This is a genomic window from Bradyrhizobium sp. (assembly GCF_047605465.1).
GTDB lineage: Bacteria > Pseudomonadota > Alphaproteobacteria > Rhizobiales > Xanthobacteraceae > Bradyrhizobium.
The window spans coordinates 342,204-367,841 of sequence record NZ_JASGFS010000001.1 but is presented as its reverse complement, the minus strand read 5'-3'; the positions used below and the strand labels follow the sequence as shown (position 1 = coordinate 367,841).

The following is a 25,638-nucleotide window of genomic DNA, read 5'->3' as shown; positions in this document are numbered from 1 at the left end:
AGGCCATGGATCCTTTCACCCTCGCCACGGTCGCCAGCGCCGGCGTCAACGCCATCGGCAAGCTTCTGTCCGGATCCTCGTCCTCGACGATCGACAAGATGCAGGCGCAGGCCTACGGCGTGCAGGCCGACACCGCCAAAACAAATGCCGGAATTCTCAACACCCAGGCCGACATCGCCGGCATGGGCGTCGACTTCGCCGCTTCGAAGGAGCGCGCGGCGCTCGGCAAGATCGCCGAAATCGGCCGGACTACGCTGGCCTCGCAGCGTTCCTATTTCGCCGGAAACAACCTCGATCCGACCTTCGGTTCGCCGCTCGTCGTCCAGGCCGTGACCGCAGGCCGCATCGCGACCGACATGGATCTGACGAAGGCGCAATTCTCGATCGACGCGGCCAACGCCAAGACGACCGAGGCGAGCCTGCGCGGCCAGGCCGCCGGTGCCGAGAGCTCGGCGCTGACCGCCATGATCGGCCAGGCGGGCGCGATGGCAAAATCCTCGTCGGACATGATGGCCGGAATTCTCGGGGCCGGCTCGGCGTTCCTCTCGGCGGCGGGCTCGCTCGGCAAGGGCGGCTTCAGCATGCCGCAACTCAACCTGACCAGTTTCGGCTTCAACCCGATCGCTGGCATCTCGGGGCAGTGATGGCAAACGGTCCGGTCGAATATCAGCAGCGCGCGGCTCTCGGCGATGGACCGTCGCCAGGCGTGCGCGGCATTCCCTTGCCGGCCATCCCTGCAGCACCGGATCTCGGCGCGGCTGACAGGGCGCTGTCCAGCCTCGGGCAGGAGCTCTCGGCTGTCGCCGAGAAGATGCAGCAGGGGCAGCAGCAGACCGCAGCGTCGCAAGGGATGGAAACGTTCCTGACGAAGAACGCCCAGCTTCGGCAGAAATTTACCGAGAGCCAGGACTATCAGGGCGCCGAGGCGTCCTACCGCGAGAATGCTGTTTCGGTGAAGCGTGACGCTCTCGCCGGCATCAGTGACCCCGCGATCCGTGCGCGGGCCTCGCTGGAGATGGAGCGCCAGATCATCTCGGGCGGGAATGACGTCCGCACGGCGCAGGTGAAGCGCGAAAGCGATATCAACATTGCGGCCAACGACACGCTGATGCAGGCCTCGCTCAACGAGGCGGTGACGGCAAAGTCGCCGCAGGAGCGAGGCGCCGCGATCGACCGCGTCAGCGCGGATCTGGAGCGGCTACATGCTGCAGGCTGGATTGACGCGCAGACGGCAACCTCTCGCTTCAAGACGTTCTCGGGCCAGCTCGACCAGGCCGATGCGATGGCACTGGTGCAGAGCAATCCGGCGCAAGCGATCAAGGCACTCGATACACCGGGCGTTTTTGCTTCGCTCGATCCCGTGCGGCGCGAAAGCCTGAAGATTGCCGCGCAAGGGCGGATCGATAGCCTAAGCCAACAGACAGTGGTGCAGGCCGCAGCGTTCCATCCTGAGGCCGCCTCGCTTACAGTGGGGCGCGTCGTTGCTCCGGATCATGCCCAGAAGATTTTCGACAATGGCATCGTCTCGATCGAGAGCGGTGGCGACAACTCGGTGGTGTCGCCGAAGGGCGCGCTCGGTATTTCTCAGATCATGCCAGCAACCGCGCGCGAAGTGGCGACGGCGCTCGGCCGCAAGGACATCGCGGCGCTCTCCGACGATGATCTGAAGAAGCGGCTTCTCTCCGACCAGCCGTTGAACCTGCAGCTCGGGCGCGCCTACTGGCAGCAGATGGTGACGCGGTACGACGGCAATGTGGCACTGGCTGCTGCTGCGTACAATGCCGGTCCCGGGCGGGCCGACGCATGGAAGGCCAAGGCCGAGGAACAGTTCGGGACCGGCTTCTCGCCTGGCCAGCTGGCCTCCGTCGTCGACATCAAGGAGACCCGGGACTATCTCGGGAAGCTCTACGGCCGCTTCAACGCGCCGATGGATGTGCGGTTCTCGTCGCCCTCGGCGACGCTGCAGGCCACTGCCGCGGTTGGTGCTGTCCTGCAGCAGCAGGATGCGCGAGAAAAGCATCTGCTCTCGGTGCAGGCCGGCGCGGCTGACAGCAGCGATCCGATCCCGACGCTCGTCAAGGCCGGCTTCGAGGTAGATCCGCAGCGGATCGCGGACTACCGGGCCGTCCAGACCGCAGCGGCCTCGAAAGGTGATGCTGCTGCCGCAGGCCGCCTGCGGGATCTCGATTACGCCGAGAAAGCCCAGCCGTTCGTCCGTCAGGCATGGTCGACGCCGCCCACGCTCCTCGACGCCGGAATCAAGCAGATGGAGGCCGAACTCTCTTCGCCTGGCGCGAATGCGACGCAGACCGGCCTCAATATGCTCAATGCCTTCAAGGCTGTGCGGGACGATCAGACCAAGCGGCGCGACAGCGAGCCCGTGACACTGGGCGGCCAGAATGGCGGTCGGTACTATGCGCTGCAGCCGATCGACCCTGCCGGCGAACTCGGCGACGAATTCATCGGCGCGCTGAAGAACCGAGATGCGCAGGCCCAGATCGCACATCGGGTCTACGGCGGATCCGGTTCGCCCTTCACCGTGCAAGAGGCCGAAGGATTTCACCAGCGCTATGCCGACGCGACACCGCAGGACCGGGCCGCCATCATCGGCCAGCTCGCGCGGGGCCTCTCGGCGCAGACGTTTGCGGCGGCACTCCCGCAAGTGGTGTCGGGCTCGAGCGCGAAGAGCGACCGGCCGGCGATCACCATGGCCGCCGGCCTCTACGGCCAGGCGCCGGAGGTGGCGAGCTCCATCCTGCAGGGGGTCGACGCCCAGAAGACGGACGAGAAGTATGTGCCTGTCGGTACCAACCGGCAGACCTATGACAGCTCCCGCGCGTCGTACCTGCCGGCGGCGGCCTTCAATGTCGCGTCGCGCACGGACCCGCGCGGCTCCTACGCGTCGATGCAGGATGCGATCGATGCGCGCTATGCGTTCCTCTCGGCGCAGGCCAAGGACACCAGCGGAAATCTCAACACCTCGAGGCTGCAACAGGCTGTCACGGACGTCACCGGCGGCGTGCTGACGCATAACAGCGCGCCGGTGATTGCGCCGGCGCGCGGGATGAGCCAGGCACTGTTCGATGGGGTGATGTGGGGGATCACGGATGCCGATCTCAGCGGCGTGCAGACGACGTCCGGCAAGGCGATCGACGCGGCATTTCTGAGGTCGAATGCAAAGCTTCAGGCGGTCGCCGACGGCCGCTATCTCGTCCAGGTCAACCGGGACGATGGCAATCCGCAATATGCTGCCCTGGCCGGCAAGCCATTCGTGCTGGATCTGCGCGGACGTAAGCCCATGCCCGTCATCGCGCCTGATCCGCTGGCACTGTCCGGAGCACTGCCGTGAGCCTGGATCTTTTCGATCCCCAGCCGGCCCTGCAGAATGCGCAATCCAATCTGGCGCACGATCTGCCGGCCGAGTTTCTCGAGGCGTTCGACGTTTCGACCCGGGTCATGACCGAGTGGAATTCCTCGGTCAACTACGCCAATGCGCGCGATCACGCGCTGGCGTCCTTCTATGACAACGTCAAGGCCAGGACCGGCATCCAGCTTCCGCTCTACGGAATGGGCGGAAACGTCTCGCTCGACGAGCTCAACGACGCCATTGCAAAACTGCCGCAGGATCCGAACCAGCCGGAGCCGAGCTATCGGCCACTGTCGGAAGGCGACATCGACAGCATGGCGCTGACGCGCATGCGGCGTGCTCATGACGACGCAGCCGCTTTTGGACGGCGTGAGACGACGTGGGGCGGCACGATGGGCACCATCACCGGCACGCTCGCCGCCGGGGTCTCGGACCCAATCGCGATTGCCACGCTGCCACTTGGCGGCGCAGGACAGGCCGGCATCGCGCTGCGAGCGCTGGAGTTCGCGCTGATCGGCGGCGGAACGGAAGCCGCGATCGTCGGCGCCGGCGGACCATCGCGGGAGCGGGCGGCGCCGGGGTCGCTGCGGAAGGAAGCGCCGAGCGAGATTGCCTCGGCCGTTCTGTTCGGCGGTGCCTTTGGTGCCGGCCTTGGCGGTCTGCAGAAGCTGATAGGAACGGGCGCCAGGCCGCTGCCCGTGACTGTGCGCGATGAGGTGAACGCGGCGGCCTCGGAAGGTCAGCTCAACCTCTCCAACCCGTTCCCCGGTGCTGCGGCCGACGCAGCTCATCGGGACGCGGTCGTTTCATCTGTCCGTGCGGCTATTGATGGGCGCCCCGTCAAGGCAGGGGATGAATTTTTCGAGGCTTGGCACGGCTCTCCGCACGACTTCGACCGATTTGATGTTTCGAAGATCGGTACCGGCGAAGGCAACCAAGCCTATGGTCGAGGGCTGTATTTTGCCGAGAATGAAGATGTGGCTCGCGGATATCAGCGAAGCTTGGCGGAGCGCGATCAGCTCGTTGCTGATCTCGTGGAGCAAAGCGGTGGCAACTGGGAGAAGGCGCACGCGGCGTTTAAGTCAGATATCGAAGGCCGTCGGCGCTTAGCGGAGAGCGTCGGTGGGAGTTACGAGCCGACCGCAGCAGAACAGGCGACGCTCTCGCGTCTGGAAGCCGGTCAATTCGGCAATCTCTACAAAGTCAAGATCAACGCCAATCGGGATAATTTCCTCGATCTCGATAAACCCCTCTCCGAACAAAGCGAATTCGTGCGTAATGCGTTGCTCGGTCACTCCGATCCCGGCGTCGCTGGCACGGCCGAGAAGTGGGGGCACGACGTCCAAAACATGATGCGCCGGATCGGCTACCGCGCCGGTCCGAAGGAGTTGAATGAAACCATTGAGCGTGAGGCTGCCGTCGCGCGTGTGCTGTCGGAAGCCGGCATCCCGGGCGTGAAATACTTCGACGCTGGTTCGAGGGATGCGGGCGCTGGTTCGCGGAACTATGTTGTCTTCGACGACAAGCATGTCGCGATCACGCACAAAAACGGAAAGCCGCTCACGATTGCCGAGGCGCGGGCGGCTGATTATGCGTCAGCGGCCAAGTCGCAGACGCCGGAGGAGTTTGCCCTTGCCGGCGAGAAGCACCTGCGGCCGGAGACGTTCGACCAGGTGCCCGACGTCGAGCATTTCGAGCGGATGCCGGCCGAGACCGACGACGCGGCCAGCTATTGGGATGCGCGCCTCGAGGCGGCGTCGCCGGAGGAGAAGGCGGCGCTGGGCGCGACCGATGGTCAAGAGACGATCACCAGCGCCGCGATCCGGTACGACGGGCATGTCTTCGAAGGGGCGCTGCATTCCGACGCTTACGAGGCTGCGGCTTCCGCGACAGGTCGAGACTTTGGGGAGGTAATCTCTGCGACGAAGCCGCAGGACAGCGGCTTCTTGACCAGTTCAGGACGCTTTGTCGATCGCGAGGAGGCGGCTCGCATCGCCAATGGTGCACGGCAGACGACGCATCAGGTTGACGAGCTCGTGGGCGAGCACCTGCCTGACGGATACTTCCAGCCGACGCGTAAGCGGTTGCCGACGCAGGATCTCTCACCCGAGCAGACTGCTGCGCTCGAGGCGGATCCGGTGACGGCGGCCAATACGATCCATGATCTCGACCATTACGTCGAGGCCAACCCGGATGCCGAGTTCGCGACGCAGGTGCGCATGCCGGACGGATCGTATCAGTTCACCACGCAAAAGCTCTCGGACGTCATCAAGGAGCTCGACGAATTCGAGCGGGCGGGCAAGGAGATCGAGGCCTGCGTCGTTGGTTTGGAGGCGGCTGAATGAGCGTCAAGGATTGTCTGGTCAAGCTGCAGAAGCAGGGCAAGATCACGCGCGCGCAGGCGGACGCGGCCGACGCGCTGTGGCGGCGCTACCAGAACAAGTTCTCGCTCGACATGCCGGCGGCGAAGGCCGACGCCGCGGCCGCGCTGCAGGCGGCGCGGCAGATGATGGCGACGTCGCGGCAGCAGAAGAATTCCGTCGCGCTGCAGGTGAAGCGGCAGACCTCGGCCGAGCAGGTGGCCCAGGCGCATCCCTGGGGGCCGGCCGCCGGCGGCATGGCGGTGCTGACGCGCGACATCTACCGGACGGGAACGCAGAACGTCGACACCCGCGCGCAGACGCTGCGCGAGATCCTGTTCTCCAAGTTCAATGCCGGCTTCGAGGCATACAAGTCCCAGCTTGCCGGGCTGAAGCAGAACACGGCGGGCGCGCGCAACCTGGTCGCCGAGCTCTTCAACGTCGACAGCGGCGATGTCGTGGCCAAGGCGGCCGCGGCCGGCTGGAAGGACGCGACCGAATGGGGCGTCAAATTCGTCCAGTCCGCCGGCAAGATCTTCGAGGAGGCCGAGAACTGGCGCCTGCCGCAGTTCTGGTCGGCCGATAGGGTCCGGCGCTTCGGCATGGGCGATGAATTCCGGCGCGACGTCGCCAACGCGATCCAGTCGGGCGGCCTCAAGATCTTCGACAAGGAGCGCCTCGAGATCGCGAGCAACCCGGCGCGCATCGCCGTGCTGGTCGAAAAGGCGGCGCGCGACATCATCACCGAGGCCGGCGCCGCGCCGGCGTTCTCCAAGGAAATGCGCACCTTCCAGTTCCAGGACGGCGCCGACGGGCTCAACGCCTTCCTGATGCTGCAGGAGAAGTACGGCTCCGGGTCCGATATCTTCTCCACCCTGATCGGCCATCTCGGCGCCATGGCCCGCGAGAGCGCGCTCGTCGACGTGCTGGGGCCGCAGCATGCGGTGACCGCGGCGATGCTGGGGAAGAACGCGCGCGCCTGGGAGAAGCTCGGGCGGCCGGGCTCGGCGAAGCTGCGGCCGGCGCGCATGCTCGGGCTCGAGAGCGGCAAGTCGATCGACCGCACCTACAGCGTGCTGTCCGGCCGCGCCAACGGCGTCGAAAACGCGATGTGGGGCGGCGTGCTCGGTTCGGCGCGCTCGCTGATGGCGGCCTCGTCGCTCGGCTCGGCGACGGTGTCGGCCTCGATCGGCGACAGCGTCACGGCGCTGCTGGCCGCCCGCTACAACGGCATGGACGGCGGCAAGGTGCTCTCGCGCGCGATCGAGACCATCTTGGCCGAAAACCCCAAGATGCAGGAGGACGCCGCGCGGCTGCTGGTGACGGGCCATGCGATGAGCGATCACGCGGTATCGACCTTCCGCTATGCCGACCAGATGTTCACGCCCGAGCTGGTGAAGAAGGTTTCGGACTTCGTGATCCGGTCCTCCGGCCTCAATGCCTGGACGGAGGGGATCAAAAAGGCGTTCACGATGGAGATGCTGGGCTACATCGCCCGCAACTCCGATCGGGGGCTCGCCGATCTCGATGGGCCGTTCAAGGCGTTCCTGGAGCGTTACGGCATCTCGGCGGGCGAATGGGACAAGCTGCGGCAACTGCCGCAGTTCGATTTCCACGGCGCCAAGTTCTTCGACAGCTCGATGGCGGCCTCCGACGAGACCGTGCGCAAGCTGTACGAGGGCGTGCTGCAGGAACGGGCACTGGCGGTGCTCGAGCCGGATGCGCGGATCCGCAACGTCACCACGCAAGGCGCGCAGGCCGGCACCTTCATGGGTGAAGTCGCGCGCACCGCGACGATGTTCCAGTCGTTCTCGATGACGATGATCGCGACCCACATGACGGCGCTGGCGATCAGGGACGGCGTCGCCGGCAACCGCGCCATGAACAATGCGCTGTTCTACGGCCTGCATCTGCTCGCCGGCGCGGCGATCATCCAGGCGCGCCAGATCCTGATGGGGCGCGACCCCATCGACATGCACCATGTGAAGTTCTGGGGGCAGGCCGCGATCCAGGGCGGCGGCGCCGGGTATTTCGGCGACCTGGTCGGCGGCGTCTCGCAGGCGGCCGATCGCAGCATCATCGGCAAGTTCTCCGGGCCGATCGGCGGCTTCATCGACGATGCCGGCCGGTTCGGCGCCGCGGCCGTCAAGGGCCAGCCGGGCGCGATCGGGCAGGGCATCGAGCTGGTCAAGCACCTCACGCCCGGCTCGAACCTGTGGTTCTCGCGGCTCGCGACCGATCGGCTGATCTTCGACCAGCTGCACCGTGCGATCGACCCGACCTATTCGCAGAGCTTCGCGCGCCGCGCCCAGCGGGCGCAGAAGGAGTACGGGCAGGGCTATTGGTGGGGGCAGGGCGAGACGGCGCCGGAGCGGGCGCCGAACCTCGGCGCGGCGTTCGGGGGCGGTTGACGCTCGGCGGGCGCTCATAGGGTCGGTTCCGGACAAGGGAGCCGATCATGGGCATCGAACGGGAAATCGCCACTCTAGCCTCTGCCTTTGACGCGGTTGTCGTGACGCCAAGCGACAGCACCGTGCTCAGCGGGGTCCGGGCGCTCTGGGTCGGGACCGGCGGCAATCTCACGCTGAGCTTCCCCTCAGGCGACATCGTCGTGAAGAACGTTGCCTCGGGACAGCTGTTGCCCGTGCGGCCGAGCAAGGTGAAGGCCGCCACCACGGCTGCCGATATCGTCGCGTTCACCTGATGATCGGGATCAGCCTCGACGTCCCGACCGTGGCTATCCTCGGTAAGGCGATCGGCAGCGCGCCGCAGTTGCCGTTTATCACCAATGGCGCTTCCCAGCCTTGGGCATCCGTGTCGTTCGGCTACAGCTCGCTTCATGTGCCGAGCACCAACACCGATTGGCATTTTTGGGAGACTTATGACGTCGTGAACGGCAGCCAGTATCGGCGGCCCTATTGCGCGACGTTCAACCAGACGACCAAACAATGGTTGGGCAACTACGTCGTGGGCACCGAGAACACGCTCGATGCGACCGACCCTCACGGCATGCCCCTCACGTTTCAGGACAGCGCTGGCTACGTGTATGCGCTGTACGGCCCGCACTCCAATGTCTCCATCAAGATTGCGGCGACGCTCAACCCGAACGATCCGACGGCGTGGGTGCAGTTGCCGCCGCTTGGCAACAATGCGACTTTCGTAAACGCGCTTTGGGGAAACTCAAAAGCCTACGTTTTCGCGAACGACTATGGCGCGGGGCTCGGCTATCAGGAGTCGATCAAGCTCTACACCGGAACGCCTTCAAACGGCTATATCACGTGGGATGCCGGTTCGATTTTGTTCGACAGTGCCACTGCCGGGATCGACGGGTGGCTGCCGAACAGCTTCTTCGTTCAGAACGGCACCGACATCCACATGCTGTTCAACTACGGCCCGACCGTCGGCGCGGATATCTCTGCGCTTTACCACGCGATACTTGATGAGACGACGGGCACGATACGCAATCTGAGCAACAGCGCCTCGATCCTATCGGGGGGCCGCCCCGGCAGCCTGTCGGTACTCAACAGCAACTTCCGCGTGGTGAACTCGACCAACATCAGCGGCGGCACCTTCGCTATCGACAGCTCCGGCAATCTGCACATCGTCTATGCGGATGGGGCGACGTCGCCCCCGACCTTGAAGTACATCAAGAGCAGTTCTGGCGTTTTCGCAGCGCCGGTGACGATCTACACCTATCCCGCGAGCCTTTACGCGGGTTCGGTCGAGGCAGCGGTCGTCATAAACGACAGCGGAGATCTCGACGTCTATTTCCCCGACGCATCTGTCGGCGTCGGGCAGCCCAACAACTCGACGGACGACATCGGCAACCTGATGAAGATGACGCGCAAGGCGTCCGATGGGTCATGGAGCTCGGCGGCCGTGGTGCTGTCGAAGTCTCTGGTCAGCTCGGGGCATGGCCTCGGCTTCCCGCTCGCTGTTCTAGGCGGCACAAGCCAGGCTAGGCTGAAGACGGCGGAGTTGGCGCCGAATTACACGACCCCGATCTCGACGAATAAGGGCTTCATCCTGAACGATGCGGGAAAGGTTCTGAGCCGGCCGGCTGGCTTTGCTACGATCCTCCCGCCTTCGACTTCGTTCGACCCGGCGCACACCAGCGCGAACCTCACGTTGTCCGACGGCAACACGGTGGAGGTCGCAGTCGCCCCCGGTGGTTGGACACGCGCGCTGGCGTCGAAGTCGTCCGGGCTGTGGTATTTTTCAGCCACCATTCTCGCGGATACCGCAAACCAGAGCGGTGTCGGCCTGATGAATGCCTCCGAGCTGGCCGGAAACTATATCGGTCAAACGAACAATTCGATCGGTTATTACCCGGGCGGCGACGTGTATCTCAACGGAGCCGCCGTGGCGTCGATCGGCTCCTACGCTGTCGGCGACGTGATCGGCGTTGCCATGAACCGGACCACCAACAAAGTCTGGTTTAGGAAGAACGGTAACGGGTGGAATGGCGGAACGCTGGCGAGCCAGAACCCCGCAACCGGCACGGGCGGGATCTCGATCTCGAATATCAGCGGAGCGCTGTTCCCTGCCGTCGTGAGCGGTGCCAACAACGGATCAATATCGGCGTTCAAAACACCCTATCTCTTCGGGCCGCCGCAAGGTTTTGCCAATTTCAGTTAGGCTGCTCCGGTCAGATCCGGCCGGCCTCTGACGAAGGCGAGCTGGCACTCCGGGCATCCCTTCCAGAGCATCGGGTGCAACCGGCCGTCGCGGTGGAATGGATCGTAGTCGTTCAACAAGACCCATGGCGTGAAGCCTGCCTGTTCGAACGGTGCCAGAAAATCGGCGGGCGACACTCCGAAATCCGCCAGCGTGATCGACGTGATTTCGACGATGATGACAACGTCATGTCGCAGCAGCGGCATGGCGCCCAGCATGCCCTTGATGACCAGCCATTCGCTTCCTTCGACGTCGATCTTGATGAGGCTGGCCGCGCTGAGAACGTTCTGCGGCAGGAGATCGATGAGCGGTTTCCCCTCGGCGATCCCGTCCGGGATGAAGGCGGCATCGTCGACCTTGATGGTCGTCGAACGCCCCGTGCTGGCCGTGTGCGCGTACATCGGAACGCTCTCGGTGCGGTCGAGCACGGCAACGTTGTACGCCGTGACGTTTCGCGCCTGGTTGGCCTCTAGGTTCTTCTTGAGCCTCAGGAAGGTGCCCGATGACGCTTCGATCGCGTGAACGGAGCCGGGGCCGACCAGGTGGGAGGCAAGCAACGTGTGTGTCCCGATATGGGCGCCTATGTCGATCACGATGTCACCGGGCCGGAGCGCAGCTCGATAGAACGCCGTAACATCGCGTTCCCACACCCCGAAGAAGAACACCTGGCGGTGGATGACGTCGCGGAGACTTCCTTCGACGATCGCGCCGGTTTTCAGTCTCGCGGGCAGGTCAGCGTTCATCAGAAATGACAGGCGCTGGCTCTGGATCTTATTCCAGACATACACCTTGCCGGCTTGAAGCGGAAAATGCTGAAAATAAAGCCGCAGCGACCCGAGTAGCAGACGCTTCAAAAAATATTCCATCAAAGCCTCCTACCTCAAAGTGGGCGACGCTAATTGGCAAAACTCCCGGTTGCAATAGGCGAAAGGGCGAAGATCCCGCGCGCGGCCTAGCCGTTCGCGCACCAAGCGGTTGACGTTGGCGGCCACGGCCTACCTTGCCGGCCATGACCGTTGCGACCGAAGCCAGTTATGCCGAGCTGCTCTACACGGGCGTGGAGACCGTCTTCCCGCCCGGCTTTTCCGCGCAGGATGCGGCTGACGTCCAGGTCGGCTATTTCGATACCGATGGCCTCCTGGTGCCGTTGATTGCCGGCACGCATTTCATCGCGACGCTGGATGCCTCGGGGGCGGTGACGGTTACGCGCGTCGCGTTCCCCTATGCCAGCCCGAGCCAGCCGGTCCGGATCGCGATCGAGCGCGTCACGCCAGCAACGCAAGGTGTCGATTTCGACAATCTCGAGGCTTTCGACGCGAGCGTGCATGAGCGCCTGGCCGACGCCGCGGCGATGCGGGATGCCGAGCTGCGCAACCGCCAGGCGCGCACCGTGACGCCATTCACGGGCAGCAATGACGTGGTCGATTTCAGGCCGCGTCGCGTGCGTGCCGCCGATCCGGTTGAGAGCACGGATCTCGCCACGAAGTTCTATGCCGACGAAGTGTCCGGGTCGAACGCGCAGGCTGCGGCCGAGGCCGCGCGCGACATCGCCGTGAGCGCGGCGAGCACCGCGACGACGCAGGCAGGCATCGCGACCGGCGCGGCAGGCCTCGCCGCGACCTATGCCGCGATGCTCGGCAATCCGGACTACCAGTTCTACACAGACGCAACCTCCACCTCGCGCGACTACGGAACATACGTATGAGCACACGTGTCCAGCACATCCGCGGCACCACGTCCGAGGTCGAGGGCGTCACGCCGCTGCCGGCCGAGCTCGGCTTCGACACCACCAAGAAGGAGCCGCATATCGGCGACGGCTCGATAGCCGGCGGCATCCGCCTGGCGAAGAAGAATATCGTCGAGGTGCTGGTCGCGGCCCAGATCACGGCCAACACCAACGACTACAGCCCGGCCAATCTGAAGCATGCCGGCTCGCTGATCATCTCGACAGACGCCGCACGCGACATCACGGGCCTGGTGCCGACCACGGTGACCGACGCAACGGACGGCCGCGAGATCACGATCTACAATGCGGGCGGCTTCAATGCGACGCTGAAGGACCAGAATGCGGGATCGCTGGCGGCGAACCGCTTCGATCTCGGTGGCGCCGACGTCGTGCTGGCACCGAAGACGTCGGCGACGCTGCGCTATCGCGTCTCTGGCGGCCTCAACCGCTGGGAGCTGAAGTCGCAGACCGTCGGCGCCGCGGTCGCGGCTCTTGCCGTGATCGCGCGCACGCTGGCGTCGTCCTCGCAGGGCGTTCCGCTCGTGAACGGCACCATCGTCTGTTCGGTCGCTGGCGGCGCACTGACCGTCGCGATCAAGACGCTCGCCGGCGCCGATCCGTCCGTGAGCGATCCGGTCCTGGCGCGCGTCCGCGGCGGGACGCTGGCGAACGGCGATTATTCGATCCTGCCCGTGTCGACGGCAACGTCGCTGGTGCTCTCGTCCGGGTCGTCGCTGGGCGCCGTCAGCGCCTCGGCCTTCACGCTGCGCCTGCTCGGGATCAACGACGCTGGAACGTATCGGCTCGGTCTCGTCAACACGGGCCGTGCGGGCGCCTCGATGCCGGTGCTCAACCCGGCGCAGCAGCTCGTTACGTCGACGGCGGAGGGCGGCGCCGGCGCGGCCAAAAGCCTGTACATCATCTATACCGGGACCGCCGTCGCCGGAAAGCCGTATGCGATGCTGGCGGATCTCGACTGGAGTTCGGGCCTGACGGCGGCCGGGACCTGGGATGCCGTGCCGACGACGATCTCCCTGTTCGACGGCGTCCCGGATCTGTCCGGTTACGGGATGCCGGCGATCGCCAAGAAGTTCACCGGGATGTTCGGCGGCCAGATCGTCGAGAGCCGCGCCGGCAACGCGGTGACGTTCGCGGTCAAGACCCATGCAGGCGCAGATCCGTCGACGATTGATCCCGTCTATTTCACGGTGCAGAGCGGATCCGGCGGCCTCGTCGTCCGCACGATCACCTCGGCGCTCTCGCTGACGGTCCCGGCCTCGCAGGCGCTCGGCACCAGCAGCGCGGTGCCGTTCCGGCTATGGCTGGTGGCCTTCGATACCGGCTCGACCATCGCGCTCGGGGTCGTGAACTGCCTGTCTGGCGTCAGCGTGATGCCGCTGATCGAGAGCATGTCCTACTCGGCAACGGCCATCGCGACGGCGCCGAGCGCCCAGGTGATCTATTCGGGCTCAGCCCTGACCTCGAAGTACCTCTGCATCATCGGCCACGCCGACTACGACAGCGGCATGGCGACGGCCGGCACCTGGAACGCGGCGCCATCGCGCATCGCGCTGTTCAGCCCCGGCATGTCGCGCCCTGGCGAGGTGATCGCGACGCTCGGCCGCTTCTCCACCGGAGCCATGGCGACAGGGTCGACCGCGGTGCCGACAGACAACACGATCCCCCAGAACAATGAGGGCGATCAGTACATGGCGGTGACGGTCACGCCGTTCTCGCCGATCAACCTGGCGCGTGTGCGGTCACAGGGCATATTCGCAGTGACCGCAACCGTTGCGCTCGGCGTCTCCCTGTATCGCGACAGCACCGCGAATGCGCTGGTGTCTGTCTGCCTGAGCGAGCCCCTCGCGAGCGGCGTCATGCTTGCGACCCTCGACTACGCCGCTCAATTCGTGAGCGCGGGCGGCACGGCCTTCAAGATCCGCGCCGGCGGAAGCAGCGGGACCACGACATTCAATGGTTCGGGCGGCGGCGCGCTCTATGGCGGCGTGTTCAATTCGTTCCTCGAGGTGCAGGAGATCATGGCATGAGCCGGATCTGTTGCATCTACGGGGAGCAGCCGACGTTCCCGCCGAAGGACCAGCAGCCCGACGCCGAGCGATACGGCCCGATCACGCTCGACAACGGCGCGATCGTCTATGTCGATGCGATCGGCGGGGAGCCATCGCGTGAGGACATAGAGGCGGTCTGGCTGTCGCAGGCCTCGCCGGCGCCGGCGCAGCGGCTCGACGAGCATCTGGTTGCCGCCATCTCGGAGTTTTCCGCACCAACAGAGGATCCACCGAAAATGCGCGGCATGCAGCGCCTGGCGTTCCTGACCCAGGACCTTGTGAAGAACATGGACGCGGAGGCAGACAAGGTCGCCGACGAGATCCAGGAGGCGCACGATCGCGCGCAGGCCGCGATCGGCAAGTTCCGCGCGCACGGCAAAGACATCCGCAAGGTCGCGGACGATATCGAGGCCGCGCTCGGGCAAATCACCAACAGCCCTACCGAGGCGTCGACCGGCTCATCGGGTACAACGAGCGGTTGACGTAGGGCGCTCGGCCGCATTGTCGCGGCCATGATGCGCGTGATCATTCTCCTTTGTCTGCTCTTGGCTTCCCCGGTGTGTGCCCACGCCGGGGAAAGCGTTTTGGCGTCCTGGTACGGCTTCGAGAGCGGATCGCGGACGGCAAGCGGAGAGCGCTTCAATCCGCACGCGCTGACCTGTGCGCATCGCTCCCTGCCGTTCGGCACCCGTCTGCGCGTCACCTATCGCAGCCGCAGCGTCGTGTGCCGCGTCAACGATCGCGGACCTTTCATCCGAGGGCGCTCGCTCGATCTGTCGCTGGGGGCGGCCCTTGCGATCGGCTTGACCGGCGCCGGCGTCGACCGCGTCACCATCGAAAGGATTGACTGATGTCGCGCTGGCCTCACGACGATCCCGCTTCGCTCGCGGCGTTCTACGGCGACCCCGCAAAGGACGAGCCCGGCAGGCAACTGGTGCCGGTGATCCCGCCGTTCCAGATGTACTACGAAGGCCAGCCCGTGAAGCAGATCCAGTTTCACCGGAAGGCTGCCGGCGCGCTGAAGGCGGCGCTCGAGGAGATCTGGGAGCACTACGGCCGCGATCAGGCGAAGCTCGACGCCTTGCGGATCTCGCACTATTCGGGCGCCTACAACCATCGCCTGATCCGCGGCTCCGCCGATCGCTGGTCCAACCATGCCTATGGTGCGGCGATCGATCTCGACGCCGAACACAACGGCTTCAACACGGGCCACGGCACCATGCCGCAGCCGGTGATCGACGCATTCAAGCGCCAGGGCGCGCTCTGGGGCGGCGACTATCGCGGCCGGACCGATCCGATGCATTTCGAGTTCTGCTCGCGCGAGCCGATCGCGCGGCCGCTGGCGCTCGTCGGCGACGTGCAGGCGGATGGCGACAGCGACGGGCAGGGCGATCCGGACGTGGATCAGGCGCCGCAGGGAAGCCCGCCAGGGCCGTCCCCGTCTGCGACCGGCTTCTTCAGCCGTGCCCGCAACTGGATTGTTGGCGCAGCGTCAGGCGTCGGTTTCGGCGGCCTTGGAGCTCTCACCGACTGGCAGATCGCGGTCGCGCTATTCGCCTTCATCTTCCTGTCCGTGGTCTGCACGGTCACCTTCGTCATTTGTTTCTTCGGCGCCGAGCCCGTCCGGGTCTGGGTGCGAAAGCACGTGGCATGAGCGGGTTGTTCTGGGATCTCGCAACGTCGGACGTGGCGCTTGCGATCGTCGCGACCATCCTGGTCGCTTCCTTTGTGGTGTCGCGCCTTCCGTTCGTCAGCATGATCCCGGCCGTTGCGCCTTACGTGGCGCTCGCCGGCTTCGTCACCTATCTGGCGCTCGCCGGCCTCATGCTGTGCGTCGGCTACCGGCTGAGCGACGAGCGCGCGGCGATGCGCCAGATCAAGGTCGAGCTCGCCTGGCGCGAGAACGAGCTCGAGCAGCAGAAGGCGACGGCCGAGGACAAGGAGCGCCTCGCCAACGAGAAGGCGGCGGAAGCCGAGGAGTTGAAGGGGAAGGTCGATGAATACGAACAGCGCCTGGCGACGCAGCCGGTTGGCGATTGCGGTCTCGATGACGGCGATCTTGCTGGGCTGCGCGCACTCCGAGGTCGAGCCAAGCATCCCGACGGTCGCCATTCCCCGCGACTGCGAGGCCCTGGCGGAACCGGTCGCCCTGCCGGACCTTAAGAAGGGGCAGAGCGCGAAGTCGGCGCTCGCCCAGCACCGGGCCGCGCTCGTCAACGCCGACAACAATCTGGACGCCACGCGGACCTGCCAGGCCCGGCAGCGTGAGCGGTTTGCCAAGGGAACCTGAGATGGAAAATCTGGGCCTCATCATCTCCGCGATCGGCGTGGCCGTCGCCGCGGTCTCCGGCATCGTCGGCGTCGTCTGGCGCCTATCGACCAAAATCTACCAGGTCGAGATCTGGGCGCGTGACGAGTTCGTGCGCAAGTCGTCCTTCGAGATTGCGATCTCGCGGATGGAAAAGAGTATGGAGAGCATGGCCACGAAGGTCGAGACGGCGGTCGAGAAGATGTCGCGGCGCTTCGAAAAGGTCGACCACTGAGAACGTGCGACACCGGCGCCCAGAAGGCCCGCGGTTCACCCCATGTTCTCCCCCAGCGTGCGACGCATAAGCCATTGAGAACAGGTGAATTGCCGTATCTCTTAATCAGCGGGTCCCAGGTTCGAGCCCTGGTGCGCCCACCATTTGAAAACCCTGTTTTCAAGCCCTTCGTCAAGAATTCGCCGACCGCAAGATGGTCTCGCGCGATGCTTTTGGTCGTCGGACCTGGTGCGGTCAGGTTGCCGTGCGCCGTTCTCCTGCTGCTGTATCTCGGTCCCCAGCGATGCAACGTGAAGACGCGCTGCGTAGGCGCGTGATCGCGTAAAGGTCGTTCCGCGAAATCGGCGCGACGCGAAAGCATCGATGCTCCTGAGAGGCGACCAGCTCCTCGCATGCAACTGCATCAGCGCTTCGCCGGGGGCGGGGAAATATCGATCGAATATTTCCCGCCCAGTTCGTTGAAGCGAAGCCGATCTGCCGGCTGCAACCTTGCCTCAACGACATCTCCGCAAAGCGGATCGAGCATGTCGGCGGTTCGCGTGATCCCAACGACTGATGCAGCTGTTTTTCTGGCTTTGCTTCGGCTCAATTCGCAACGGTTCAACATCTTGAGTATGCAATTAATATATTCATGTATACACGAAGTGCGATCGGTGATACGTGAATTTCGGGCGGGCATGTCGTCTGCCTCAGTCACAGGAGAGAGGACAGATGCCCCGCAAGCCCATCATTCCGAACGGATCGCCGCCGCCGCTCGCCCCATACTCTCCGGGTGTCATCGCCGGCGATACACTTTACGTCTCGGGGATGCTTGCGATGGACACGAGCGGACGGACGATCGGGGAGGGAGACGTCGCGGCGCAGACGCGTGCCGTCCTCGAGGCGATCAAGTCGGTGGTCGAAGCCGCAGGCGGGACGATGGATGACGTCACCTTCAATTCGATTTTCTTGAAGGACCTCGCCGACTATCAGGCGATGAACGTGGTCTACAGGGAGTATTTCCCGGAGAAGTTTCCCGCGCGCTACTGCATTCGTGCGGACCTGGTGAAACCGGAGTTCCTGGTGGAAATCGCGTCCATCGCTCACCTGTCAACAAAGTGAGCCGGCGATGCCTCTAGCTTCCATGCCCGGCGGCGGGGACATCTTCTTTGAATCGAAGGGGGATGGGGCGCCCGTCATGCTTGTCGCCGGACTTGGCGGCGCATCCGACTACTGGCTGCCGCAAGCGGACGAGTTTGCCAAGCGATACCGCGTGATACTGCACGATCACCGCGGGACCGGCCGGTCCAGCAGGGATCTGATCGACTATACGGTGTCGCTGTTGACGGACGACATGGTCAGGCTGATGGATCATCTGAGCGTCGAGCGCGCGCATGTGGTGGGTCATTCGACGGGCGCCGCGATGACCGAGGATATGGCGCTGCGGTATCCGGAACGGCTTGCGAGCGCGGTGCTCTATGCGGGTTGGGCGCGTACCGATGCCTACTTCAGGCGGATCTTCGACATCCGCAAGGAGCTGCTGTCCAAGTCGGGGGCGGCGGCCTATGTGAAGACGACATCGGCTTTGCTCTACTCCCGCGACTGGTTCAACAGCAACGTGAGCGCGATCGAGGCGGGCGAGCTTGCGGCCATGGACCTGCTCCCACCGGCCGAGATCATGCTCAGACGGATCGACGCGATCTGCTCGTTCAATCCCGGTGAAGCGTTGCGCGGAATTCGCTGCCGCAGCCTGATCGTGTGTGCAGAGGATGACATTCTGACACCCGCGGAATATTCACGGGAGATGGCGGAACTCATTCCCGAAGCACAAACCTGGTTTTTCGAACAGGGAGGGCACGCCGTTTCGCAAACCGCACCGCTCGCGTTCAATCGGGTCGTGATGTCCTACCTCGACGCAGCAATCGAGGATAAGCCCTGGCAAGCTCACGGCGACGCCTAGACGAGTGGGGCGGGCTGGCCTCCCAGTTTCGCTATTTTGCGTCGCCCCATAGTTCGGCCAATTGGGCCGGAGCCAGATTCAGATTGGCCCTCGTGATGCCGGTCCGCTCGAGAGCCATCATGAACTCGGAAAAGACCTGTTGCTGCACCTTGACATGGTCGCGAGCCGCTTCCGCCGCCTTGTTGCTGTCGCGCGCCAGAAGCGCCTTGACGAGCAGGTTCTGCTCTTCAAGGCAGGTCTCCGCACGGCCCGCGCTGTGCAGCTGATGACGCAAGTATCGGAGAACACGGTTTCGCAAGGCACGTGCGCTGTCTGCGAGGTACTGATTGCGCGTGCCCATGTACATCCGCTCGTGAAGCTCCTTCCCGAGATGATAGTATTTGTCCACCTCGTGCTTGGCGACAAGCTTGGCGCATCGTTCGTCAATCTGCGCGAGTTCCTTCAGTTCCTTGTCCGTCATGTTCTGGGCGGCGAGCCTTGCCGACAGGGCCTCCAGTTCGGCGAGCACTTCGAGCATTTCAATGATCTGTGGCACGGAGAAACTCGCGACCATTGCGCCGCGGCGAGCCGACATGGTGACGAGCCCGGCATTTGCGAGATAGTGGAGCGCTTCGCGCACAGGCGTCCGGGAAACGCCGAAGCGAGCTGCTTCCTTCTGTTCGTCGAGATGGTGTCCAGGCGGCAACGCTCCCAGGTAAATCTCCTCCTCGAGGGTTACCCGGATTCTCTCGGATGCTGATTTACGTACGGAGGATACTTTCATCTTGAAAGTGGTGCCTTCTCAATCGTGGCGGCGAGGAATCGCATGCCATCGTCAGTTTACAATGGTGGGCACTCAGCAACCACAGTTTGGTTGATCGATGGGCGTTCCATCTTTCGGCGCACCCGGATGCAGGTCGTGACCCGGGATTTGCTGCCGGATATTCGGCCAGATCTGATCAAAATTTTCGCTTGCCTCGTGTATCCATACTATATATCCATGTATACATGAGGATCAAGCGCGGCACGATATGTTGCCGTGGGAAGCGGACGGCGCGGGGGCGTTATGGACCAGGCTGCGGCAAGACAGAAAGTGCTCGACGTTATTGAGGCCGATGATGCGGTCGCTCTGACCCAAGAGCTCGTGCGGATTCCAAGCATCTTTCCGGAAGAGGCGAAGTGTGCGGCGCTCCTCGCTGAGCGCTACAGGGATTGCGGACTGGATGTCGAGTTGCAGGAGGTCGAGCCTGGCCGCCCGAATGTTCTCGGAACCCTCAAAGGGGACGGCGAGGGGCCGACGCTGCTGATCGAAGGGCACACCGATGTCGTGGCCCTTGGCGACGAGCGCAATTGGACCGTCGATCCCTGGGGCGGGCTCATCACTGACGGGCGATTGTACGGACGCGGTGCGAGCGACATGAAGGCTGGTCTGGCCGCGGCTGCAATCGCCGCCCGCGCTCTCCGGCGCGCCGACATCGAGTTGAAGGGCACTCTTCGTCTTGCCGGCTTTATCGACGAAGAGAACCAGATGTCAGGCGTCCGTCACTTCGTGAAAAACGGAGGCGCCGATGGACTTGGCGCGGCAATCACGGTGGAGCCGACCTTCGGCCTGGGCATCGGGACTTGCTTCTGCGGCCGTAGTCGCTGCGATGTCACTTTTCATGGGCAGCCGGGACACACGGGTATCCCGCCGCAGTCGATCGTTGGCAAGAACGCCGTTCACATGGCTTGGAGGCTGATCAAAGCTGTGAACGAGACATGTCCGCCGCATCAGCCGCACAATCTATATGGGCCCAGCCATTGGCAGGTCGTCTCGATCACGGGCGGCAATTCGAACGAAGCAACGATCCCGGAGACCTGCACTGTCAGGATCGATGCCCGCCCCGTACCCGGTCACGACGCCAACTCGATCTGGGCGTATGTGAACGAGCTCCTTGAGCAATTCAAGCGCGAGGATCCCAGCATCGATGCGCGAGTCCAGCTTGTTGAGGGCTACGGTACGTCGAGCTGGAGCACGGATACGGACTCCGATATCGTCAAAGCAACGCAGCGTGCCTATCGCGCTGTCGTCCAGACCGAGGCGCCGCTGAACCAGGTCACGCAGATACCTCCAGGAAGTGGACATACGTTGAAGGTCTCCACGGACGTCCACCATATCGCTGCCCTGGGTGTGCCCTGCCTGAACATCGGCGCTCGCGGAGCCAATGCGCACATGGCGGACGAATACGTGTTGGTCGAGCAGATCCCGGTGCTGGCGAGGATTCTGGCGCTGACGACGCTCGACTATCTCGGGTTTCGCTAGACCGGTATCGACCGCGGAATTCTGATCCGAACTGCATGACGTGCTTGAACGGCGCGAGCCGAATGAATTCGCTCGCCTCGATCGTATGTATGCAAATAAATAAATTTTGTATGCAATAACGGGGGCTAACATGACACATACTCGCCGACGATTTCTCGGAGCCGCGACCGGTGCATTCGCTGGGGCGATCGCGGCACCCTCGATCCTGAGGGCCGCGGGAGGCGCCGAACGCCTCGTGATCACCAACATGCTCCCGTTGTCCGGTTTCATGGCGATGCCGCGCGGAGAAGCAATGGAAGGACCCAGCCTGGGTATCCGTCTTGCGGGAGACTTGCCGGGGATATCGCCCTCGGTCGAACTCCTGGACGATGAGGCGGACCCCGGCAAGGCAGTCCGACGGGTGAAGGATGCGATGGAGCGGGACGGACGCCGATATTTTGTCGGCCCCATCCTCTCGTCTGTCGCGGCGGCGGTCAGCAAGGAGATCTATCGCAATCAGGGCGTGCTGGTCACCGGTTCCGGGGCGGACGAATTGACCGGCGTCGATTGCAATCGAAGCACGTTCCGCTGGTCGGTGCCCACCTACGGGGTTGCCAAGGCCACCGTCGGCGTTCTCATGGACATGTACCCGGACGCACGACGCTGGTACGCCATCGCTCCGAAATACAGCTTTGGAGAAAATCTCGTTCAGCACATGAACGACCTGGCCGTTGCCAAGAAGCGCGAGGTCGTCGGGACGAGCTTTCATTCGGTCCGCGATCAGGACTTCTCCGGGATCATCACCGCGGCCAGCAACGCAAAACCCGATGTCCTCGTGATCTTCAACGTGGCGGGGCAGGCGCTCAGCACCATCCGCGAGGCGATCGGGTTCGGCATGAAGGAACGCGCCAAGATACTGGTGCCGTGGTCGTTCGGATTGCAGGAATACCGCGCACTCGGGCCGGACCTGACCGAAGGACTCTTCTTCGGCGTTCAATACTGGCACAAGATCGATACGCCGACGAACGCGCGCCTGGTCAAGATCGCTCGTGAGGAATTCAATCGGACTCCCGACTTCGGAATCGCGACGACCTCATCGCTGTCGCGGATCATCCTCGAGGGCGCAAGGAAAGCCGGTTCCCCTCGAGCCCAGGACGTCATCGCCGCTCTCGAGGGATTATCCTATGAGGGCCTCACGGGACGCGAGACGATCCGCCCCGGCGATCATCAAGTGCTGCGTCCGTATTACCTCCTGCGCGGCAAGGCAAAGGCGGCCATGACGAACGCCGATGATTTCTGCGACATCCTGGCAGCGACTTCGGAATTCGTCGATCCGTCCGCAAGTCAGTGCAAGATGATCTAGGCGAGACGTTCATGCAGCTTCTCCCATCCCAGATATTCAACGGGATCGGCCTGGGTCTCGTCTACTTCCTGATTGCGGTCGGGATGACCCTGATCGTGGGTATCATGGGCATCGTCAACTTCACCCATGGTGCATTCGTTCTGCTCGGCTGCTACTTCAGCTATCAGATCGTCCAGATCGCTCATAGTTTCTGGTATGCGCTTCTCCTCGCGCCACTTCTGGTTGGCGGCATGGCATTCATCGTCGAAAGGGTTCTCCTTTCGCGGCTGTATGGTGCCTCTCACCTCGACCAGATCCTGGCGACCCTCGGCCTTTCGATCATCATCGTCGAATTGGTCATCGCGTGCTGGGGTGAATACGCCCTCCCGGTTGGCGTGCCTCCTGCGCTGAGTGGCGCGGCCGTGCTGTGGTCCGATTTCAGCTATCCGCGCTATCGTCTGTTCCTTCTCGCATTCTCTTCGGTCACAGCTCTGACGCTATGGTTGGCGCTGGAGCGTACGACTTACGGCGCGATTATTCGCGCCGGCAGCCAGTCGAAGACCATGGTCGAACTGCTCGGCGTCAACATCGGCCTTCTCTACAGCGCCACCTTCGCTCTTGGGGCTGCCTTGGCTGGCCTTGCGGGCGTCCTTTTTGCTCCCTTGCGGGGCGCAAGCACATCGGTCGCCCTGGAAGCACTCGGGATCAGTTTCGTGATCGTCGTCCTGGGTGGGATGGGAAACTTCACCGGAGCGCTGCTTGGCGCGTTGCTGGTCGGACTCACCCAGAGCATCACGAGCGCCTACTATCCTGCCGTCTCGGAAGCGATGATCTATGTGAGCATGGCGGTGGTCCTGCTCCTGCGGCCCCACGGCCTGCTTGGTCGGAGCTGAAAATGGCGATCGTGCGCAGCATGCAAAACCACCTGCCGGCGATCGTCTGCCTCTATTTGGCAATTCTGCCCGCGGTGCTCCCGTCCTATTTCATCGCCACTGAGGTCGTCATCCTGGCGATTGCGACCCTTGCATCGGTCTTCCTGCTTGGAAGGCTCGGGCATCTTTCGTTTGGCCAGGCGGCGTTCTTCGGACTGGGCTCCTACGTTTCCGGCTATGCAGCCAAATTTTGGGGGCTCGGGATCGTGCCGAGCCTGGCACTGTCCGCGGTCCTGGGTACAGCGGTTGCCGCGGCGATCGGCTGGCTCGCACTGCGGCGCCATGGGCTGTACTTCATCATGCTGACGTTGGCGTTCGGCCAGCTCTGCTACCATCTTGCCTTCGCGTTGGAGCCGCTCACGGGCGGCGAGAGAGGCTTGCTCGATATCCCGCGCGGTTCGGTCGGATGGTCGCCGATGGCGGCTTCGATGGAGGCGCCCCTTCCATTCTATTGCATGTGTGCGATCGTCCTGAGCCTGCTGTTCTACATGCTGCGACGCATAGAGCTCTCTCCGTTCGGCTTTGCTCTGGCTTCCATCCGCGTCAATGAAAGCCGCGCCTCCGCGGTGGGGTACGACACCCACATGCTCAAGACGCTCGCATTTGCGATCAGCGGCGGCGTTACGGCGATTGCCGGGGGACTCAATGCGTTCTTCCTGAACTCGTCGCCACTGAGCAGCATTGATTTCACGTTGAGCCTGCAGATCGCCGTGACGTCCATCATTGGCGGATGGACGTCTCTCTTCGGAGCGATCCTCGGCGCCACCTTCTACGTCGTCCTGAGCGGAGTTCTCGCCGAGCATCTCAGCCGCTGGATGCTGATCTATGGCGTGTTGCTGATCGTGATCGTGCTGTTCATGCGCGGGGGGCTCTGGGGCGGGATCACCTCGCTGGCGTCCCTGCTGCGTTCGACCAAGGGTGGGCAGTCCGACACCTCGGAGCTGCGCATCTCATGACGACAATTCTCAGAGGCAGGAACATCGGCGTCACCTTCGGAAAGTTTCAGGCGGTGCGTGACGTCGATCTGGATATTGAGACGGGGCACGTTCACTCAATTATCGGCCCAAATGGCGCCGGAAAGACGACCCTGTTCAACGTTCTGTCCGGTCGCCAGCGCCTGACCGCCGGTCGTATTGCGATCGACGAGACCGACGTCACCGCGCAGCCGGAGCACCTGCGCTCCCGCATCGGGATGGCGCGATCGTTTCAGATCAACAGCCTGTTCTGGACGTTTTCCGTTCTGGAGAACATGCGGCTGGCCGTCCAAGCCCGCGACTATCGAATTGCGCGGTCAGTCCTGCGATCCGATGCCGACCGCTCGGAAGAGGTTTCGGTGGCCACATCCCTGTGTGTCAGTATCGGCCTGGGCGATCAACTGCACGCCGTCGTGGATCATCTTTCGCATGGCCAGCAGCGCAGGCTCGAGATCGGCCTCGCACTTGCTTCGAAGCCGCGTCTGCTGCTTCTCGACGAGCCGACATCCGGGATGGGCGTCGATGACTTGCCGGCGATGGCCTCTCTTATTCGGTCGCTCAAGCGGGACGGGTATACGGTCGTGCTGGTGGAGCACAACATGAACTTGGTCATGAACCTGAGCGACCGGATTACGGTGATGCATCAGGGACGGGTTTTGGCGGGCGGATCTCCCGCCGAGATCAGCTCCGATGGTCGCGTCCGGGAGGCCTACCTCGGCAAGGGACTTGACCGTGCTTGAGCTCAGTCATCTCAAGGCCGGATATGGCAAAGGAGAGATCCTGAGCGACCTTTCCCTGTCGGTTGGCGAGGGCGAGATTGTAAGCCTGCTGGGTCGCAACGGCGCGGGCAAGACGACCACGCTCCGCTCGATCATGGGGCTTTCAGACGTGCGCGATGGTGGCGTTCACTTCCTCGGCCGGGATATTCGCCAGCTCAGCACGTTTGAAAGAGCGAGGCTCGGTCTGTGTCTGGTTCCGGAAGACCGGATGATCTTCTCTGCCTTGACGGTCGAGGAGAACCTCCTGGTGTCGCGCAGCCGCAAGTCCAAGTGGACGCTCGCCGACGCCTACAGATATTTCCGCAGATTGCATGAGAGGCGGCACTCTCGCGGAGGAACGCTGTCTGGAGGCGAGCAGCAGATGTTGGCTATCGCACGTGCGCTTCTGAACGGGCCGCGATTGCTGATGCTCGACGAGCCCTCCGAAGGGCTGGCGCCGACGATTGTCGAGGAGATCGTCGAGATCATGCGAACGATCCGTGAAATGGGTGTGTCGATACTTCTCGTGGAGCAGAATCTCGAAGTCTGCTGTGCCGTGTCCGAGAGATTGTACGTGATTGACGACGGTCGCATCGTCAGCGAGAGCGGACCTCGCAAGTCCGCGGAACTCGACGAAGTCGTCAAGAAATATCTCGCCGTATAGCTCGGGGTGATGCTCAATTTGAGCTGT

Annotated in this window: 23 protein-coding genes; 21 read left to right on the top strand and 2 right to left on the bottom strand. The window is 63.6% G+C overall.

From position 1 onward, the window contains the following. Window positions 1-5: 5 nt before the first annotated feature. Genes QM712_RS01780 through QM712_RS01755 form a run of 6 tightly spaced genes read left to right on the top strand, consistent with a single transcriptional unit; the run spans window position 6 to window position 10,365 of the window. Complete coding sequence (locus QM712_RS01780) at window positions 6-644, top strand: hypothetical protein (RefSeq protein WP_415021301.1); 639 nt, start codon at window positions 6-8, stop codon at window positions 642-644. Beyond that, the gene (locus tag QM712_RS01775; RefSeq protein ID WP_415021300.1) at window positions 644-3,349 is read left to right on the top strand and encodes a transglycosylase SLT domain-containing protein; all 2,706 of its coding nucleotides are present in this window, start codon (window positions 644-646) and stop codon (window positions 3,347-3,349) included. Before QM712_RS01780 ends, QM712_RS01775 begins: the two co-directional genes overlap by 1 nt. Next, window positions 3,346-5,712 carry a hypothetical protein gene (locus tag QM712_RS01770; RefSeq protein WP_415021299.1) on the top strand — a complete coding sequence of 789 codons (2,367 nt, stop codon included), beginning with the start codon at window positions 3,346-3,348 and terminating at the stop codon, window positions 5,710-5,712. Before QM712_RS01775 ends, QM712_RS01770 begins: the two co-directional genes overlap by 4 nt. Further along, on the top strand, window positions 5,709-8,138 hold the full coding sequence (locus QM712_RS01765) for a hypothetical protein (RefSeq protein WP_415021298.1): 2,430 nt from the start codon (window positions 5,709-5,711) through the stop codon (window positions 8,136-8,138). Before QM712_RS01770 ends, QM712_RS01765 begins: the two co-directional genes overlap by 4 nt. 47 nt (window positions 8,139-8,185) lie before the next feature. After that, complete coding sequence (locus QM712_RS01760) at window positions 8,186-8,431, top strand: spike base protein, RCAP_Rcc01079 family (RefSeq protein WP_415021297.1); 246 nt, start codon at window positions 8,186-8,188, stop codon at window positions 8,429-8,431. Then, a complete protein-coding gene (locus QM712_RS01755; protein WP_415021296.1) occupies window positions 8,431-10,365 on the top strand; it encodes an SPRY domain-containing protein in 1,935 nt (644 codons plus the stop codon). Before QM712_RS01760 ends, QM712_RS01755 begins: the two co-directional genes overlap by 1 nt. Here QM712_RS01755 and QM712_RS01750 read toward each other — a convergent pair. After that, entirely contained in the window at window positions 10,362-11,270 is a 909-nt protein-coding gene (locus QM712_RS01750; RefSeq protein ID WP_415021295.1) for an FkbM family methyltransferase, read from the bottom strand. The two genes, QM712_RS01755 and QM712_RS01750, sit on opposite strands and share 4 nt — an antisense overlap. 143 nt (window positions 11,271-11,413) lie before the next feature. On the opposite strand from QM712_RS01750, the gene QM712_RS01745 reads away from it, so the two are divergent. The 9 genes from QM712_RS01745 to QM712_RS01705 all read left to right on the top strand — a co-directional run bounded on the left by QM712_RS01745 (window position 11,414) and on the right by QM712_RS01705 (window position 18,681). Beyond that, window positions 11,414-12,109 (top strand): hypothetical protein, encoded by a 696-nt coding sequence (locus tag QM712_RS01745; RefSeq protein WP_415021294.1) that lies wholly within the window; start codon window positions 11,414-11,416, stop codon window positions 12,107-12,109. After that, on the top strand, window positions 12,106-14,178 hold the full coding sequence (locus tag QM712_RS01740; protein ID WP_415021293.1) for a hypothetical protein: 2,073 nt from the start codon (window positions 12,106-12,108) through the stop codon (window positions 14,176-14,178). Before QM712_RS01745 ends, QM712_RS01740 begins: the two co-directional genes overlap by 4 nt. Further along, on the top strand, window positions 14,175-14,681 hold the full coding sequence (locus QM712_RS01735) for a hypothetical protein (protein WP_415021292.1): 507 nt from the start codon (window positions 14,175-14,177) through the stop codon (window positions 14,679-14,681). Before QM712_RS01740 ends, QM712_RS01735 begins: the two co-directional genes overlap by 4 nt. Before the next feature lie 102 nt (window positions 14,682-14,783). After that, window positions 14,784-15,050: a septal ring lytic transglycosylase RlpA family protein gene (locus QM712_RS01730; protein WP_415021291.1), complete on the top strand. Its 267-nt coding sequence runs from the start codon at window positions 14,784-14,786 to the stop codon at window positions 15,048-15,050. Further along, window positions 15,050-15,853 carry a M15 family metallopeptidase gene (locus QM712_RS01725; protein WP_415021290.1) on the top strand — a complete coding sequence of 268 codons (804 nt, stop codon included), beginning with the start codon at window positions 15,050-15,052 and terminating at the stop codon, window positions 15,851-15,853. The genes QM712_RS01730 and QM712_RS01725 overlap by 1 nt, the downstream gene beginning before the upstream one ends. Further along, complete coding sequence (locus QM712_RS01720; RefSeq protein WP_415021289.1) at window positions 15,850-16,362, top strand: hypothetical protein; 513 nt, start codon at window positions 15,850-15,852, stop codon at window positions 16,360-16,362. Before QM712_RS01725 ends, QM712_RS01720 begins: the two co-directional genes overlap by 4 nt. A 128-nt stretch (window positions 16,363-16,490) precedes the next feature. Continuing rightward, entirely contained in the window at window positions 16,491-16,742 is a 252-nt protein-coding gene (locus QM712_RS01715) for a hypothetical protein (protein ID WP_415021288.1), read from the top strand. 711 nt (window positions 16,743-17,453) lie between these two features. After that, window positions 17,454-17,843 (top strand): pyrimidine utilization protein C, encoded by a 390-nt coding sequence (gene rutC, locus QM712_RS01710; protein WP_415021287.1) that lies wholly within the window; start codon window positions 17,454-17,456, stop codon window positions 17,841-17,843. A 7-nt stretch (window positions 17,844-17,850) separates the two neighbouring features. Beyond that, on the top strand, window positions 17,851-18,681 hold the full coding sequence (locus QM712_RS01705; protein ID WP_415021286.1) for an alpha/beta fold hydrolase: 831 nt from the start codon (window positions 17,851-17,853) through the stop codon (window positions 18,679-18,681). Between the two features lie 31 nt (window positions 18,682-18,712). On the opposite strand, the gene QM712_RS01700 is transcribed toward QM712_RS01705, so the two are convergent. After that, window positions 18,713-19,444: a GntR family transcriptional regulator gene (locus QM712_RS01700; RefSeq protein ID WP_415021285.1), complete on the bottom strand. Its 732-nt coding sequence runs from the start codon at window positions 19,442-19,444 to the stop codon at window positions 18,713-18,715. Window positions 19,445-19,726: 282 nt separating this feature from the next. Between QM712_RS01700 and QM712_RS01695 the strand changes: the two genes are divergently transcribed. The 6 genes from QM712_RS01695 (at window position 19,727) to QM712_RS01670 (ending at window position 25,611) form a co-directional block, all read left to right on the top strand. Further along, a complete protein-coding gene (locus tag QM712_RS01695; RefSeq protein WP_415021284.1) occupies window positions 19,727-20,962 on the top strand; it encodes a M20 family metallopeptidase in 1,236 nt (411 codons plus the stop codon). Window positions 20,963-21,092: 130 nt separating this feature from the next. Next, window positions 21,093-22,304, top strand: a complete 1,212-nt coding sequence (locus QM712_RS01690; RefSeq protein ID WP_415021283.1) for an ABC transporter substrate-binding protein — start codon at window positions 21,093-21,095, stop codon at window positions 22,302-22,304. 11 nt (window positions 22,305-22,315) lie between these two features. Then, the gene (locus tag QM712_RS01685) at window positions 22,316-23,176 is read left to right on the top strand and encodes a branched-chain amino acid ABC transporter permease (protein WP_415021282.1); all 861 of its coding nucleotides are present in this window, start codon (window positions 22,316-22,318) and stop codon (window positions 23,174-23,176) included. Window positions 23,177-23,178: 2 nt separating this feature from the next. Further along, the gene (locus QM712_RS01680) at window positions 23,179-24,171 is read left to right on the top strand and encodes a branched-chain amino acid ABC transporter permease (RefSeq protein ID WP_415021281.1); all 993 of its coding nucleotides are present in this window, start codon (window positions 23,179-23,181) and stop codon (window positions 24,169-24,171) included. Continuing rightward, window positions 24,168-24,929, top strand: coding sequence for an ABC transporter ATP-binding protein (locus QM712_RS01675; protein WP_415021280.1), 762 nt, complete (start codon window positions 24,168-24,170; stop codon window positions 24,927-24,929). The genes QM712_RS01680 and QM712_RS01675 overlap by 4 nt, the downstream gene beginning before the upstream one ends. Next, the gene (locus QM712_RS01670; RefSeq protein ID WP_415021279.1) at window positions 24,922-25,611 is read left to right on the top strand and encodes an ABC transporter ATP-binding protein; all 690 of its coding nucleotides are present in this window, start codon (window positions 24,922-24,924) and stop codon (window positions 25,609-25,611) included. Before QM712_RS01675 ends, QM712_RS01670 begins: the two co-directional genes overlap by 8 nt. Window positions 25,612-25,638: the final 27 nt, after the last annotated feature.